General features: G+C 30.9%; 14 protein-coding genes and 1 tRNA gene. 12 read left to right on the top strand and 3 right to left on the bottom strand.

Annotated features, from left to right (window positions below):
* Positions 1–55: 55 nt before the first annotated feature.
* From E7Y35_RS04060 to E7Y35_RS04035, 6 genes are all read left to right on the top strand, one after another.
* A complete protein-coding gene (locus tag E7Y35_RS04060) occupies positions 56–964 on the top strand; it encodes a type I phosphomannose isomerase catalytic subunit (RefSeq protein WP_283271713.1) in 909 nt (302 codons plus the stop codon).
* 152 nt (positions 965–1116) lie between these two features.
* Positions 1117–3324, top strand: coding sequence for a PTS fructose transporter subunit IIABC (locus E7Y35_RS04055; protein WP_283271712.1), 2208 nt, complete (start codon positions 1117–1119; stop codon positions 3322–3324).
* Positions 3325–3405: 81 nt separating this feature from the next.
* Positions 3406–3648, top strand: coding sequence for a hypothetical protein (locus E7Y35_RS04050; protein WP_283271711.1), 243 nt, complete (start codon positions 3406–3408; stop codon positions 3646–3648).
* Between the two features lie 21 nt (positions 3649–3669).
* A complete protein-coding gene (locus tag E7Y35_RS04045; protein ID WP_283271710.1) occupies positions 3670–4791 on the top strand; it encodes a TMEM164 family acyltransferase in 1122 nt (373 codons plus the stop codon).
* Between the two features lie 106 nt (positions 4792–4897).
* Positions 4898–6574 (top strand): MATE family efflux transporter, encoded by a 1677-nt coding sequence (locus tag E7Y35_RS04040; RefSeq protein ID WP_283271709.1) that lies wholly within the window; start codon positions 4898–4900, stop codon positions 6572–6574.
* A 167-nt stretch (positions 6575–6741) separates the two neighbouring features.
* The gene (locus tag E7Y35_RS04035; RefSeq protein ID WP_283271708.1) at positions 6742–9831 is read left to right on the top strand and encodes a 2-oxo acid dehydrogenase subunit E2; all 3090 of its coding nucleotides are present in this window, start codon (positions 6742–6744) and stop codon (positions 9829–9831) included.
* 33 nt (positions 9832–9864) lie between these two features.
* Here E7Y35_RS04035 and E7Y35_RS04030 read toward each other — a convergent pair whose 3' ends face one another.
* Entirely contained in the window at positions 9865–10470 is a 606-nt protein-coding gene (locus E7Y35_RS04030; protein ID WP_283271707.1) for a YigZ family protein, read from the bottom strand.
* Positions 10471–10695: 225 nt separating this feature from the next.
* On the opposite strand from E7Y35_RS04030, the gene E7Y35_RS04025 reads away from it, so the two are divergent.
* The 4 genes from E7Y35_RS04025 to E7Y35_RS04010 all read left to right on the top strand — a co-directional run bounded on the left by E7Y35_RS04025 (position 10696) and on the right by E7Y35_RS04010 (position 13792).
* Positions 10696–10771: transfer RNA gene (locus tag E7Y35_RS04025), tRNA-His, on the top strand.
* 287 nt (positions 10772–11058) lie between these two features.
* Positions 11059–11601, top strand: coding sequence for a DUF402 domain-containing protein (locus E7Y35_RS04020; protein WP_283271706.1), 543 nt, complete (start codon positions 11059–11061; stop codon positions 11599–11601).
* A gap of 159 nt (positions 11602–11760) precedes the next feature.
* Positions 11761–13167: a glycoside hydrolase family 1 protein gene (locus E7Y35_RS04015; RefSeq protein WP_283271705.1), complete on the top strand. Its 1407-nt coding sequence runs from the start codon at positions 11761–11763 to the stop codon at positions 13165–13167.
* 10 nt (positions 13168–13177) lie between these two features.
* Complete coding sequence (locus tag E7Y35_RS04010; RefSeq protein WP_283271704.1) at positions 13178–13792, top strand: hypothetical protein; 615 nt, start codon at positions 13178–13180, stop codon at positions 13790–13792.
* A gap of 183 nt (positions 13793–13975) precedes the next feature.
* Here the strand turns inward: E7Y35_RS04010 and E7Y35_RS04005 are convergent, their stop codons facing one another.
* Entirely contained in the window at positions 13976–14533 is a 558-nt protein-coding gene (locus tag E7Y35_RS04005) for a sugar O-acetyltransferase (RefSeq protein ID WP_283271703.1), read from the bottom strand.
* 50 nt (positions 14534–14583) lie between these two features.
* Positions 14584–14778 carry a hypothetical protein gene (locus E7Y35_RS04000; RefSeq protein ID WP_283271702.1) on the bottom strand — a complete coding sequence of 65 codons (195 nt, stop codon included), beginning with the start codon at positions 14776–14778 and terminating at the stop codon, positions 14584–14586.
* Positions 14779–14927: 149 nt separating this feature from the next.
* On the opposite strand from E7Y35_RS04000, the gene E7Y35_RS03995 reads away from it, so the two are divergent.
* Entirely contained in the window at positions 14928–15224 is a 297-nt protein-coding gene (locus E7Y35_RS03995) for a PTS sugar transporter subunit IIB (protein ID WP_283271701.1), read from the top strand.
* 44 nt (positions 15225–15268) lie between these two features.
* Positions 15269–17359 (top strand): PTS sugar transporter subunit IIC, encoded by a 2091-nt coding sequence (locus tag E7Y35_RS03990; RefSeq protein WP_283271700.1) that lies wholly within the window; start codon positions 15269–15271, stop codon positions 17357–17359.
* Positions 17360–17384: the final 25 nt, after the last annotated feature.

Below are 17384 nucleotides of genomic sequence, written 5' to 3'. Positions count from 1 at the left end.
TTATTTTTTCAGTTTTTATGGTTAAATATAAATGGAAAGCCTGAGGAGGACATTTATGTATAAAGTAATTAAAGTAACCCCTTTTTTCTCTGAACGATTATGGGGTGGCCACAAGCTGGCTGATTTTGGTTTTCAACTACCAACAAATGATTTATATGGTGAAGCATGAGTTATTAGTGCTTTAGATAATGGAATGAGTTATATTGCTACTGGTCCAGAGCAAGGGACTTCTTTAAAATCTTTTTATCAAAATCATCCCGAATATTTTGGAACTACAGAAAGCGAGTTTCCATTATTGTCAAAAATTATTACGGCTAATGATTATTTATCAGTGCAAGTGCACCCTGATGATGAATATAGTTTAAGGCATAATAAAATGTTAGGGAAACCAGAATGTTGATATGTGCTTGATTGCCCCCCAAATGCTAAAATGATTTATGGCCATCAAGCACAAACAAAAACTGAGTTAATGGCAATGGTTGAGCAAAAAGCATGACAGCAATTATTTACAGAAGTAAAAGTGCAAAAAGGAGATTTCTTATATGTTCCACCAGGAAAAGTCCATGCAATAACACAGGGGGTAACTGTTTTTGAGTTGCAACGTTCATCTGATGTTACATATCGCTTTTATGATTTTGATCGTGCTGATAAAGATGGGAATTTTCGTCCCTTACATTTGCAAGAATGTTTTGATGTAACAACAGTTCCGGATTCAAATGAACAAGTGCAACATATTATAGAAGGAATTTTAATTGATAATCAATATTTTACTTTGCATTTACTAACAAAAACACAAGAACTTGATTTATCATTAGTAAAATGAGGACAGGTAACAGTTGTTGAAGGAGAAATTATGATTGGGGCAGAAAACCTTACAGCGAGAGAATCAGCAATTATTGTTGATTTAAATCAGAGACTCACTGTTACTGTCAAGGGTAAAGCATTGTTAAGTTATAAGAAATAAACGGTTTAAGCGTAAACGGTGTTTTTTTTTTTTTTTTTTTTACAGAAAAAAATTCCATTTTATTTAAAAAAATCTATTTTTTTAAGGATTCCGTTGCTTTTTTTTTTTTTTTTAGTAAAATGTAAGTCGATTATGGAAGGAGAAAAAACAATATGTATAATGAAATTTTTAATGAGAAACATATCATTTTAGATTCAACCGCAAAGACTAAAGAAGAAGCATTCTTAGAACTTGCGAAGTTAGCTGAAACATTAGGATATGTTTCTGACCCAAACGAACTTGTTAAAGGTTTTGAGGCTCGTGAAAAAGAATCTTCGACAGGTTTTGAAGATGGTTTTGCAATTCCACATGCACGGATTAAAGCAGTTAAAAAAGAAGCAGTTTTGTTTATTCGTTTCAAAGATTCTGTTGATTGAAAAGCAATGGATGGAAAACCAACAAAAGTTGCGATTGCCTTAATTATTCCGGAGGCTAAATCAGGTGATATTCATTTAGGAATTTTAAGTGAAGTTGCGCGAAAATTAATGGATGAAAATTTCAAAAAAGCAATGAAAATTGAAACAAATAAAACTAAGATTCAAGCTGCTTTGTTAGCAGGTGCTGATCAAAATAGTTCTGAAAAAGTAACTAAGCCAACAGGTGAAAAACCATTGATTTTAGCAATGACAGCTTGTGCAACAGGGGTGGCTCACACCTTCTTAGCTGCTGACAAATTAAATCAAACTGGTCCGAAATTAGGATATGACATTAAAGTTGAAACGCATGGAGCAGAAGGAGTTCGTAATGATTTTACTGATGCAGAAATTAAACGTGCGGAAGTAATTATTGCGGCAACTGATATTGGTCTTGATATGACAAGATTTGGTGGCAAAAAAGTATATATTTGCCCTGTTGCTAAAGCAATTAAAGACCCTGAAGGAGTTATTAATACTGCTTTAAAAGAGGGAAAAACCGAACCAGTTGGTGAATTTACAACAAAAGGTAGCAATGGTAGCGGCCAAAAAGTTGGAGTTATGAAGCACTTGATGGCAGGGGTTTCATATATGGTGCCAATTGTTATCTTGGGGGGGATTTTTATCGCCATTTCATTAGGATTAGCAAAAGCAATTTATGGTCCTAATTATGAAAACTTCCATGGTTCTTCAAAGGGAATGGGTTGAATTCCTGACGCAACAGGAGGAACAGCACATTGAGGCGAATTGTTCTACACTGATCCTTTAACTGATCCTAAGAATTTTTTCTATTATTTAAATATTCTGGGAGGTTCAGCATTTACTTTGATGATTCCTGTTTTAGGAGCATTTATTGCTAATTCAATTGCTGGTCGTTCAGCAATTGCACCAGCAATTGTTGTGTCATTTATTGGGAATAATGCTGCTAACTTTTATCCTTTACCAGGGATTGAAGCAGTTAATACTCCAACCGGATTTGTCGGGGCAATTGCTGCTGGATTAGCTGTTGGTTATACTGTTAAATGAATTAATACGTGAAATGTCCCAAAAGGTTTAAAACCAGTAATGCCGATTTTCTTTATTCCAATTGTTGTTGGTTTTGTTTATGGAATGATTATGATGTTCGTAATTGGTTCAACAGTTGGATGAGTAATGGGAAAATTCCAAGAATGAATTTCAAAAACATGAGGAAATATTTCAAATGCTTCTAATGTCGCAATTGGGTTAGCTTTTGGTCTATTAATTGGAGCAATGGCTGGGTTTGATATGGGAGGACCAGTTAATAAAGTTGCTTTTTTAGCATCTACGGGATTAATTGGTTCAAAGATTTATACCCCAATGGGGGCAATGGCAGTTGCAATTCCGGTTGCTCCAATGGGAATGGGAATTGCAACATGAATCTTTAAACCATTCTATAACGAAGAACAACGAACAATGGGTTCAACAGCATTCTTTATGGGCTGCATTGGAATCTCAGAAGGAGCTATTCCATTTGCAGTAAATGATCCAAAACGTGTTATTCCAAGTAATATTGTTGGGTCAGCAATTGCTGGTGGATTAGCTGGAGCAGTAGGAATTGCTGACTTAGCTGGGCATGGGGGCCCAATTGTTGGATTCTTATCGGCTTTAGGCCGTGGGAATGGCGATACTGGTGTTTATGGTTGAGCTGGTGCTTGACAATGAACATTGTTAGCATTCTTATTTATGGCTATCGGAGCATTAATTACTGCTTTTATGTACGGATTTTGACAAATTGCTGATAAAAGACGTACAGGTGAAACAATTTCAATGAAGCAATTTGTTTTAAAAACACGTTCTGATAAAGTTACTGCTGATAAAAAAATTAAAGCAGCTAAAAAAGCAACTAAAAAGGATGCTAATCAAAAACAATTTTCAAAACGAAATTAAGGAAATAAAAAATTAATAACATTCGTTATTAATTTTTTATTTTTGTGTATAATGGAAGATATTACAAAGGAGGAAAACTAAATGATTCTAATGGTAAAGTCATTGTTCGATGTTCTTCCGTGATGAGCAGCATTATTAATTGTCATTGTAATTTTAGCAATTGTTATTGGCCTTGTCCTTTTCTTTAAACGAAAAACAGACCAAATTGAAAATCATAGTGAAAAGATAAAAATGGAGAGCTTATGAGAAAAAATTCATAAGAACCGTAAACAGAAAAAAGCAGAGAAACTAGCGGCGAAGCAAAAAAGAAAAAAGAAAGAGTAAAAATAATGAATGGAGGCTGCAATGAATTTAATGAGTTATAGTTTTGGCGGTTGAAATGGACCATGAGGTTTTTTTGATCCATTAGGTAGCCAATGAGCACAGCCCAAGGGACCTGTTACATTCGGAATTGAATTTGCTGTTGGTTTAAGTATGGTTGTTGTTTTGTTATTAATTGTTTTTTTGTTGCCAAAGTTTAATGCCAAGTTAGCAACTAAAAGCATTTTTCGCTATACTTTGGGTAGTTATTTAATTTTTGCCTGATTAATTTTTTGATTGCTAAAAATCATTTATTACTATAAAGTCATTCCAAGTTTAATGTTTAATAACAATAATACGATTTTGATTAATGGTCTGCAATATGGTCAAAGTAACATTGTGGAATATCAAGGGCAATGGTATGCACATTTTTTTGATACCAGAACTGTTGATTGTTTAAACTTGCCTATTTATAAAGCGTGAGTTAAAGTTAAATTAGTTAGTCCGGGTGTTTATGAAACAATTTCTAATGGTTCAACAATTCGTGCTGATAATTGAACGGACGCTGTACCGTTAGAGTTATGCAAATGATTAAACTTAATTTATGGAATTTTACTATTGTGCCCACAAAATAGCAAAGTAACAAGAAGATTATATTCCTATTATGCGCCATGGGGAGTATGATTGCCAATTTTAGCATTGGTTTTTCCGCCAGATGCTTATACTTTTGGAAATTATTATTATTGAGCTCATTATGGGAACCATGCTTTAATTATTGCTGTCTGTTGGTGAATGCATCTTTATGGAACGCCAAGTTATGATAAGAAACAAATTTTAGGCAGTTTAATAATGTTTTTAATATATGCCTTGTTTGCCTTATTATTTTCAGCGGTTTTAAATGAGAATTTTCAATATATGGGAAAAGGTGGATGAAGTTTTGGTGGAACTAATGTTCGTGATTGATTAGGAGGCTATCCATCTCAAATTGTTCCGTTATTTGCCTTGGGAGCACTGGGAACGATTAGTGGGCATTTAATGTTAAATGCGTGTGGACAATGGTATCAAATTGATTTTAATAATCATACAGCACAATTAATTCGAACAAAGAAAAACAAGTTAGGATTTTCGAAAGATGAATGAACATATCGTAATTTATTAGGATATTAATTATACCAAAAATATTGCTTGAAAAAAAATAAAAAATAATGTTTTTTTATTTTTTTATATTATAATATTTGCAGTGTAATTTAAGTAAAACGGAAAGGAGGATAAAATGACACAAATACAAAGCAAGAAACGACCAAAATTTTTTGCTTCGAAAAAGTGATATGCAACAGCCTTAGTGCTAATTTTATTAGCAACATTGCAAGAAATTATTATGGAGTCAACGGATTTAGTTGATAATTTTTTTGCAAGTTCAATTAAAAGTAATGTGCATGGTTTTCATCATCTAGCTGACGAGATTAAAGCTATTTTTGGAGCAAATAATGTTTATAATGTAAAAGAAGTTTGAGAACAGTGGGGTTTAGGAAACTATGTTGGTTTTCATTATACGGCAGGCCAATTAGCAATGAATGGTGTTGCTGCTTCAAATCAACTTTATTTTATTATGTTTGCTATCTTAAGTGGAATTTGTTATGGATTTGGTGTTTTTAATGCGCAATATTTTGGTGCGCAAAAATACAAGGAACTTCAAGAAGTTACCTTATTAAAAATTTATGTTTGTTTAATTATTTGTTTTGTTGTGTTAATTTTGTCCCAATTTTGTGGGTATCAATTAATTAGTTTTACAACATCACCTAAGTATGCCCCACGGCCAGAAGTTTTTAAACAATTACAACCAGGTGATAAAGACTTAGCAATTCAATGATTTAAATACTTTGAATATGAAGCAGCATCAATTTCAACGCATGAAGGAGCAGAGTATTTTAAAATTATTGCCTTATCATATCCACTATTAGCAATTAACATTGCTTTTATTACAACATTGCGTGAAACAGGACGAGCTGGTTTAGCAGTTTGAATTTCAATTATTGCCTTAAGTACCAATTGCTTTATGAATCCATTTTTAATTGAACCGCATTTTCTTGGTGATTTTAAAGGAATAGGAGTTCAAGGAGCAGCAATTGCTACATCTGCTTCGCGGATATTACAGCTTACTTTTATTATAATTTTATTTTGATATAAACGATATGAATTTATTCCCCGAAATTGGTATCGTTTTGATGGTTATGTAACTCGTCGTGCTTTTCAAAAAGCATGACCAATTGTATTAAATGAAATTTTTTGATCGGTTGGAATGGTTTTACAAGTTAAACTGCGAGCATATTATAGTTTAGATGCTTTAACAGCAAATGCAATTTTTTCCACAATAATTGCTGCCTTATACACGCCATTATATCATGGTTTCTCGGCTGGAACTTCGGTCTTGGTTGGGAGCCGGTTGGGAGCCAATAATTTAGAAGAAGCAGAATATAATGGGAAACATTTAGTTATTTTAGCTTTCTTTGTTGGAATTATTGCCGGTCTAATTTTAGTTGCGGGAGGTTGATTTTTACCAGAACTATTATTTAGTAATAATACGCCAGAAACATTTAGAATTGCCCATTGGATGCTCTTTGCTTATGGTCTTTGCTATCCTTGCTTAATGATTGCGGCGACAAGTTATGCAATTATTAGAACCGGTGGCGCGGTTATGAATGCCTTTGTTTTAGATGCGTTATTTACTTGGTTAGTTCCGGTACCATTATTAGCAATTTTAATTTTTACCTCAAGTTTAGATATTATTTATATTGTTTTAATTATGCAAACAGCGGATAGTTTAAAAGCAATTTGAGCAATTGTAATCTTAAGTCGTAAAAAATGGGTTAAAAACTTAACAGCAACAAAGCATATCACTGAATTTGATAATAAAGTGAAAGAATTAAAAGAAAATGCAAAAGAAATTTAAAAATTTTGCATTTTTTTATTTTTTGTGTATAATATTACTTTCAATTTTAACAAGGAAAAATAGGGAATATATGATATAATTATCTTGTAATAAAAATGGGTAGAATAGCGGCTAGGCAAAATTTAATAAAACAAATTAAGTTTTTTTGAATGGGGTAAATTGAGACAATGGAAAAAATTAAAGTATCATTTTTAGAAAAAAAGGGAATTTTAAAAGAATTCTTATACCAAGATGTTGCTGTCAAAGCGGGGGATGGGATCGCCCTAATTGAAAGTGACAATGGTGAAGTTATTATTAAAGCCCCAATGGATGGAATTATTGTTAAACCTATTAAAGCTGGTAGCAAAATTAAACGGAATAGTGTTATTGCTCATTTATTAACAACTGAGGCTGAAATTGAAAAATATTATTTTAAGCATCTTGAAAAAGATGAATTTAGTGACTTAGATAAAAACGGGGTGACATTTTCAACAACAAAAGATGGTGAATTTGGAACAAAATGAAAAGATGTTGAAGAAGATGATTATTCTGGTGCTGATTTCATCAAGCCAGATACTTTAAATCCGACTTTTACTCCACCATTATTAGAACAACAACAAATGCAAAATAATGTTGAATCAGTGCAACATAAGTATAATGAAATGAACATTGATTCTAAAGCAGAATTAATTGATGACCAGCCACTTTCAAATGAAAGTTTAGGACAAAACTTTCAACAAAATAATTTGAACCAACCATTGGCAGAACAAATGGAATTTAATAATCCAAGACAAGTTATTAATAATTCTAGTTTAGTTGCAAATAATGTTATGCAATCACAAGATAATATAGAGTTGTCACAATACAATATAGCGGAACAAGACCAAAAATTTGTGACTGATGCGTCTGTTCAATCAACATCAGTAACTGACCAAGGGGTGGCTTTTGAAAATAAACCAACTGAGGTTAAAAGATGAGATGAAACAGAATTGACATTTGGCCCTAAAAAAACGCGCCGACTTTCTTTTAAAGATTTAACAATTGATGATGATCATATTATTAATAACCGTGCCAAAATTCCTTCAATTGATACAATTAAACAATCAAATAAACAAAGTGTAGAAAATGGGGGGAGAGATAATACGATGATTAATACGCCTAATTTAAATGATAGGATAAAAGAAGACAGTTTTGATGCAGCGCTACCTAATTTTGATGTTAATACAAAATTACATGGACAGAATATTGTTACTAATGCTGTTCCAATTGCACAAAAAAAATTAGCAGAAGAAAATCAAGCAAAAGAATATGCTAAATATTTAGTTAATGAAACAAAACACCAAGATGAAGCCCCAGCTAATGCAGCAGCCCTTTTTGGTAATCAAGCGGAAAATAGTAATTTTCGCAATCTTGTTAATCAACGTCGTCAGCAATTACATAACAAAAATGATTTTCATGAATTATCATTAGAAAGTGATAATTCAAAAAGTTCTATGGATTTCCTAGATGAAAATGGGCGTCCAAAAATTTTACGTAATATTGTGCAAGGAAGAATGAATGATTTAATTAAAAGAAATGCTACACCAGAAATGTTAAGTAGTCAAGGTGGAGGTAGCAGTTATGGCTATGATCAACCTGATTATCAAGTTAAGAATGAGGATTTGTCTGATGAAGTTTATATTTCAGCTGATGGTTATACAGTCGATCCTAACGAGGCAGAAAAATTAGCGCCGAAGAAACCAGGCTATTTTTCACCGCTGAAATCTTATCGTGATCGATTATATGAAAAATTAAATGATGGGGGACAACGTGAAAAAATTTTAAAAACAAGAAATCAACGAGAATTAATTAAAAAAAGAATGGAACAAATTGCAAAAGGAAATGTTGAAGTTGATTCAGTATTAGGAGAGATTAACAACTATCGTCGTCCTTCTTTTGAAGAAATTGAATCACAATACGAAATGTTGGATGATGAATATTATGGTAATAAAAATCCACATCAAGCTGAATCAGCAGCAAATTATCAACAAGGTTTTGCTACACAAAATAAAAACCAACCATCATATGGGCAGGTAAACCAAGATGGAAAGCATGGCACAGTTAATGTTCCACCAATTACAAATAATTATCAGTGACCATCAGTTCAACAGCCAGCAAGTGATAACAATATGTTAGTTGAGTTAGCTGTTTTAAAAGAAAAATTATCAAATCAAGAGCAAAATAATCGTCAAAATGAATTGTTACGTGAAATTCAAAGTTTACGAGAAACAAATAATAATATGAATCATAATAATGCTAACAACTTGGATAAGATGATGCAGTATATGCTAATACAGCAAATGTTAAAAACAATGAATGAGCCAGATCCAATGGTAAAGGAAATGTTAAAAGAACTTAATTTGAATAACAAACAAATGATTAACCAAGGAATTGAAAATAATCCTAGTGGTAATAACTTACAAGTTAAAAAGTTTGATAGTGAAACAAATTCAATTCCTAATACTTATGGAAATTTAATTCAACCATTAAATAATAGTTTAAACATTGTTAATACAAATAGTAATATTGAACCCCAAGGGTTAGAAACAAGAGAAGAAATTAAAGCAACAAGATATCCAGCTATTCAGTCAATGATTATGTCACAAACACATGTACCACCATTGACAATTAATGCTGAAATTGATATGTCTTCAATTATTGACCAACAACGAAAATTAAAAAATGCTAATTCTGAGTCAGGTGTTCGTTTTTCAACAATGAGTTTTCTTGTCAAAGCTGTTTCATTAGCATTAAGTGAATATCCAAAATTAAATTCATATTATGATTCAAAAACAAATCAGATTGTTATTAAAAATTCACAACATATTGGTTTGGCAACAGAAACTAGTGAAGGTTTAGTTATTCCAGTGATTAAATTTACCGAACGAATGAGTTTAAAACAAATTGCAATTAACATTCAAGAAACAATTGAACGTTTACGTCAAGGTGAATTATATGATTATGAATTACAAGGAAGTACGATTACGATTGCAAACTATGGTACTGTCGGTGCTGTTAATGCAACACCAACAATTTTTTATCCAAACTCGGCGGTAATTGGGATTGGTCGTATTGTTCGTAAGCCAGTTGTTATTAAAGGAGATAAATTAGTAATTCGTTCAATGATGAATATTGCTTTAACAGTTGATCAACGAATTATTGATGCGGCTGAAGCTGGAATTTTCTTAACACGTTTAAAAGAAATCTTGGAATCACCAGAATTAATTACTTTATCATAAAAAAATCTTATTAATAAATATTAATAAGATTTTTTAATTTTTTAAAATTTTATAACTATATATTATTCCTTTAATAATTAAGTTATCAAGTTCGATTAAGACACTATTGTTACGATCGATAATTATAGTAAAAATTAAGTCACCACGATAAATTAGTCTAGATACAATATTGATTTTATTTTTGTCTAAAAGTTCTCGTAAGAATACTTCATTCAACGGGCGCAATAAAATTCCAATTTTAATTTGTTCATTTATTTTTTCTAATTGGGCAGAAGTTAAAATAATGCGGGTAATAGTTGCATACCCATTCTTAATTCAGTCTTCAAGTAAATTATAGAGTGGATTAAAATACCGACTAACTAAGACAATAATATTTGTTAAATTCTTGTCAATAATGTTTTCTAAAATGGTCTTCCCTGCGATATGTCGGGTTTCACCATTATCAGTTTTATAAATATTTTCGCGCCTATTGCCAATGACATATGCATAAGCGTTATGGTTTGCCTTTTTATTTTTATACTTTTTTAGGAAGTTAATAACATCTGTCTCTGTTTGAACGTAACTAGCGAAACAAAGGAATTTAACATTACGAATAATTAATTCTTTAGTTAAAATTTTGTTCTTTTTAATTATATACATGTAGTTACACTTCTTCCATTCGCACTCCTTTGGGTACTGTAAATATGTACCTAGTACATTATAATATAAAATTGGAAATAAGATTTATTAACAATCTAATAGTTTTAAAATATTTCTGTTGACAAAAGCAAACTTTAAGATAACTTTTGGGAACTAGAAGCTTTTCTATTTACATTTTGTTGTTTTAAGTTATAATAAATAAGGTTATTTATTTAATCATACGTGGCGGTTGTGGCGAAGAGGTTAACGCTCCGGATTGTGGCTCCGGCACTCGTGGGTTCAAGTCCCATCAGCCGCCCCATTTTTTAACTACAAAGAAGTAGTTTTTTTTTTTTTTTTTTAAATTATAAAATTATTAATCAAAGTTTTTTCCTGCTAGTTGCTGCTTTGTTATTTACTTAATAAATATAACTGTTATAATTATAATGTTGACGTATTTAAAATAAGTTTTATTTTAAATTAATTAATATCAAAGGATAAAATTTTATATTATGGCAACTTATAATTTTACAGACATTTTTTATTGTGTTATTTTTAATTGTTTTTTGTTGTAATTTTTATTAATGGATTAATAAGGGAGGCAGCATAATGGACACCTTACAAGTTGGAGATAGTGTTTTAGTACATGCTTATAAACATAATGGTTCGGTTTACCGAAGTTGAGAATCAGCTGTTGTTTTATTATTAGAAGAAGAATATATTGTTTTAGTGAATGAAGATGTGACCGTAACCGAACTAAATGGTAGAAAATGAAAAACAAATGAACCCGCAATTTGAATTTTTAATCGCAAAAATTGGAGTAATATCATTTGCATGTTTAAAGAAACAGGGATTAATTATTATTGCAATATCGCATCACCATTTATTATGGATCAAAAGACAATTAAATATATTGATTATGATTTGGACATTAAGGTTTTTGCTGATGGAAGTTATAAAATTTTAGATTTAAAAGAATTTAATCGCAATCGAATTGCATGAAAATATACTCGCGATATTATAAATGTAATTTGAACAGAAATTGATAATTTAAAATATCTGATTAAAAATAAAAAATTTGTTTTTGAACATGAACGTGCATTGGAATTATGAAAACAATATTTGAAATTAAAACCAAAAATCAAAAAATAAATCCGTCAAAGGATTTTTTTAATTGTAACAAATAATTTATTGGTGTTAAAACGAAGACAAAGGGATGGTTATTTTTAATAAAAATAATTTTTTCTGTTTGTATTGTTTCTTTAAATATAATGGATATAATAAGACTTGTATTTAGAGAGGAGATTTCTGATGGGACAGTATAATTTTGAAAAAAATTTTTTATGAGGAAGTGCCTTTTCAGGTCCACAAACAGAAAGTGCTTTTTTTGAAGATGGTAAATCAGCTTCAAATTGAGATTATTGATTTAAAATTGAAAAATATCGTTTTTTTAACCAACAGCCATGTTTAAATGATTTTTATCATCGGTATTCAGAAGATATTAAAATTGCTAAGGAATTAAATTTTAATTCATTACGAACATCAATTCAATGGACTAGGTTAATTCCAGACGGTAAAACAATAAATCAAAAGGGGGTTGAATTCTATAATAATGTTATTAATGAAATGTTAAAAAATAACATTAAACCAATTATTAATTTATTTCATTTTGATATGCCACATTGAGCGCAAGAAAAGGGGGGTTGACTATCACGAGAAGTAGTTGATGCTTTTGCTTTTTATGCTAAAACTTGTTTTGAGTTATTTGGTGATCGTGTTACGATGTTCACAACTTTTAATGAACCAATTGTTGTTATTGAAGGTGGCTATTGATATGATTGACATCGACCAAATGAAGTAGATATGCAGGCGGGAATGCAGGCACAATGAAATAGTTTAATTGCCCATTTAAAAGCAGTAAAAGAATATCGGAACTTAAAATTGCAAGGACAAATTGGAGCTATTTTAAGTATTTCACCGTCAATTCCTCGCAGTCAAAACAAAGCGGATTTGCAAGCAGCAAAATGATATGATTTATTTACAACAAATAGTTTTCTAGACCCAATGGTTAAAAACGTTTATCCTCAGGAGTTAAAAGATGTGGCAGAAAAATATCATTTTATGTGAGAAATCGCATCTGGAGATGAAGAATTAATTAAGGATCAGAGTTTAAAACTTGACTTTTTGGGAATTAATTTTTATCAGCCAATGCGAGTAAAATGTCTTGATTTTATTCCAGATTTTGCTAATGGGGCAATTACACCGCACTATTTTTATCAGCCATATGAAATGCCAGGGCGTCGGATGAATCCTTATCGTGGTTGAGAAATTTTTCCGAAAGCAATTTATTTAGCGCTAATGAATTTAAAACAAAATTATGATAACATTCCTGTCTATATTTCTGAAAATGGGATGGGTGTTGAAAACGAAGAGCGTTTTTTAGAAAATGGTGTTATTAATGACCAATATCGAATTGACTTTGTTAAAGAGCATTTAGCGTGGGTTCATAAAGCAATTAGCGAAGGGTCAAATTGTTTTGGTTATCATTCTTGAGCGTATATTGATAACTGATCATGAATGAATGCTTATAAGAATCGTTATGGTTTTGTCCAATTAGATTTAGCAAACAATGCAAAACGAGTTTTAAAAAAATCAGCAGCCTTTATTGCAAAAGTAGCAGAAACAGGTACTTTTGAATATGATAACGAATTAATTTAAGGGTTTCATAATGAAAATTACAAATCAAGAACAGTTGGATGCCTTACGAAAAGAATATGATGATAAACATACCATGTTTAACCAACAAGTGTATGTTTCTCGTTATAGTGAATCATCACGGATTTTAAAACTAATTCGTGTTGTGAGAGTTAAAAAACCATTAGGTGAAACTTTTCATATGTTATTAACAATGTTGGCTAAAGATATGAATGGAAATTTGACCTATGATGATTTAGAAGATGATGCTTTTTACCGCGCTGGAACAAAGGATAAAAAACGAGAAATGCATTTAGCTGCTTTTCAAGAAAACAAAGAAGTCACTTTAGAGTGGTTTACCCCAGAAGCTTGGATTAGTAAAAATTTTCGTTTTATTAGCAAAAATAAAGGTAAAACAATTAAAATTATTTATTTAGAAATTGTTAAAAGTTTGAAAGCAAAAACTGGATATTTAGAACAAATTATGCGAAATAATTATATTAAAGCAGAGGTTATTCGTTTTGATATGCAAATGTATGAGTTAAAGAAAAACTTAGCAGTATTATCGCCAAAACAATTAGAAAATTATCAAATTAAAATGAGTAGTTGAAAAGAACGTTTGGCAAGTATTCGTTTATTTTCAAAGTAAATATATAGAAAAACTTTATTTTGAACATCTAAAATAAATCCTAAATAAGGACTCTCTGAGTTCTTTAATGTGAAATTGTTTTTGTAGGTGTTCATTTTTTAGTTTTTAAATTAAAAGGAATAATTATTGTTTTTAACAGCAATCATTCCTAAATTTTTTTCTATTCTTCTTGATAATTTTCTTTTAAAGTTTTTTTATGATTTTAGCAGGGGTTCCACCAGCAATAACATCTTTTGGAATATTTTTAGTGACAACGCTACCAGCTGCTATAATTGAGTTTTCCCCAATTGTTACACAAGGAGTTACTGTTACATTTGCGCCTAATCAAACATTATTTTCAATAGTTATTTTTTTTGAAATTGTTGCTTTTCTAAGATCAACAGCAATTGGATGATTAGTTGTCATAATATTGCAATTTGGGCCAATTAAAACATTATCGCCAATTGTTATTCCGCCACGGTCTAAAAAAGAACATCCAAAATTAATAAAACTGTTTTTTCCAAGTTCTAAATTCTTTCCATAATCTAAATAAATTAGTGTTAAAAATCAAAATCCTTCCGGTAATGGCTTATTAATTATTTTTGCAAACAATTTTAGTTTTTTCTTAAGTTTGTTAGTTTTATAATTCAAAAGATGCAATTGCTTTTGAGCCTTATGGATTTCATTAGTTATTTTTCCAATTTCTGGGTCTGTAAATAAAATTAATTCACCATTTTTATCTCTTGTAAAAATATCAGTCATTTTTGCTTCTCCTTGTTTAATTAATTTTAAAATATTATAACACTTTTAATTTACTTAATAAAAAAGGAAACAATAACAATAATTAGTACTGCTAAACTACAAATTGCACCAGAAATAAAAAGAATATGATTTTTATAATATAAATATCGGTGAAAATTCTTTTCGATAATACGAATTGTCATTCAAATGAGAAAAAAGATTGCAGCAGGAATAAAAGCAAAATAAATATAAAAAGATGGTGTCATATCTACTTTTTACCTCTCTATTATATAATTATATCAAAAAATAGAATAATTTTCTTAATTTTGGAGAAAGTTTAAAAAATATTGCTTTATTATTATTTCCTAGTATATAATAAAAAAGAAGGTAACTTCAATAGAAAGGTAGCGATGTTATGAAAAAAATTTTACTAGTATGTTCAGCTGGGATGAGTACTTCAATTTTGGTTAAAAAAATGGAAGAAGCTGCTGAAGGTATGGGTATTGATGTTCATGTCGAAGCAAAAGCAATGGCTGAAGCCCAATCGGTTTTAGATGATTGAGATGTGATTTTACTTGGTCCACAAGTAAAATATATTGAAAATAATATTAAAAGCATGACAAAAAAACCCGTTTCAGTTATCGATCCAAAGATTTATGCCTTAGGAAAAGGAAAAGAGGCTTTAGAATTAGCTTTAAAATTAATTGGTTAATTCTGGAACATAATATTTACCATTAGGAAGGAATTCAACACATAATGGAAAAAAATAATGATAAGTTTAGTCCTGATAAGGTTAAGAAAGAACATAAAGGTGACTTTAAAACTTGGTGAAATAATAAAGCATTACCAACAATGTCAAAATTAGGGAACCAACGACACTTATCAGCGATTCGTGATTCATTTGGAACAATGATTCCATTAATTATTGCTGGGGGGATTGGTTTATTAATTGATGCAATTATATTTGGGGGCGCTGGTTCTGGGAAAGTATCTTTATTAGGACTTTTTGCTAGAGCAGCAGGATATAGTTGAGATTCAATTGGAGCATTATTTGCTGACACAACAACTAGTTGAGGAAAAGCATCACAAATTGGAGCTTTAGCTTTTGGGCAAATTCAAATTGCAACAATTGGGGCAATGTCATTATACTTTGCTTTCTTATTAGGTTATTTTTTAGCTTTATCAAGAAACTATAAATCACCAGTTATTGCTGGTTTAGCATCTTTTGCTGGATTTATTATTGCAAGTATGGGACAAGTTTCATTCTTTATGGATTCAAAAGGACTATTTACTGCTTTAATTATTGGAATTGCCACAACTGAACTATTTGTTTGGTTTGGAAATATGAAAAAATTAGAAATTCAATTACCAGCTGGTGTTCCACCAGCGGTTGGAAAATCATTTGCGGTATTTTTACCAATGGTTTTTACTTTAAGTATTATTGGGGTGTTTAATATTTTATTTTTAGCACCAGCAATCGCACTACCAAATATTGGTTTTGAGGTTGAACAATGAAACACATTAGTTTCTTCTGGAAACTTATGAAATGCGAATATGAGTGGGAATGTAACACTTAATAATTTTGCTAATTTCTTATCTTCTACTTACGGACTGGAAATTTTTCAAAAAGTTAATGGAACATGAGACTTTACAGCAAAAGGAACAGGATGAGTAACGATTTTTGGCCAAGCTGATATCTTAGCCGTTCAAACAGCTTTTGGCAACTTTGGAGTTGGAAATCAAGCAACAATGGAAGCGTGATTTGCTAATTTTGATCCCAAAAATGCTACTAGTTTAATGTCACAAACAGGATGAAATTCACTAGGACAATTTATTTTAGCACAAGGTGGTAACCATGGTGGTATTATTAGTGGTAATAAAGGAATTGAGTTTTTATCAGCAAATATGTTTTTCTCAACAAATGCTGCTGGTGAAGCATTCTTAACAATTTCAGAACGTTATGTAACCGTTCCAATTGGCACTAGTGCATTTGGATTTGGAGCAGCAATTTATCGTTTCTTTACTTCATGATTTATTGGTTTTGCAACTGGTAATGGTGGATTAGGTTTAGCTGTTATTTATGTTTTCTTTATTTCATTCTTTTGATTCTTTGGAGTTCATGGTTCAAACATCATGGCTGCCATTTTTGAACCAATTTGATGAATGATTATTGGTGTTAATACCGCATTAATTTCAGCGGGATTATCAGCACGAACAAATTTAAATGATCAAGTTGGAATATTTGGAAAACCATTCTTTGATATCTATATGAATATTGGAGGATCAGGAGCAACATTAGGTTTACTAATTATGGTTTTAATTCTATCGCGTCGTCGGGAATTAAAAGAAGTTTCCAAATATGCTTTACCGGCCGGATGTTTTAATATTAACGAACCAGTTATTTTTGGGTTTCCGTTAGTGTTAAATCCAACTTATTTGGCGCCATTTATTTTATCACCAATGACCGCAATGTTAATTGGGTGAGTAGCAACAGGACCATTACATCTTGTTAATGTTGTGTATGTAACTGTTCCTTGGACAACACCGTGGTTCTTAGGAGCAATTCTAGCTACTGTTGATCCAATGGCAATTCTTGTTGCGTTAATTTCCTTTGCTGTTTCGACCGCGATTTGGGTTCCGTTTATTTTGTTAGATAATATGACATATTATCGTAAATTGAAAAAAACTGACCCTGTTGCCTACGAAGAAGAAATGAAATACTTACACGATAAAGAATATCGGAACCAAGTTAAAGCAGAAGCAAGAGCAGAAAAAAATAAAGCAAAAGAAGAACTTAAAAAAGTTCGTCAAGCAAAAAAAGCAGAACATCGTTCTGCTAAGAAATAATATAGTGCGCCTACTGCTAATTAAT

This window comes from Spiroplasma sp. SV19 (assembly GCF_030060925.1).
In the GTDB taxonomy this organism is placed as follows: Bacteria; Bacillota_I; Bacilli_A; order Mycoplasmatales; family Mycoplasmataceae; genus Spiroplasma.
This window is presented reverse-complemented; position numbering and strand designations above follow the sequence as displayed.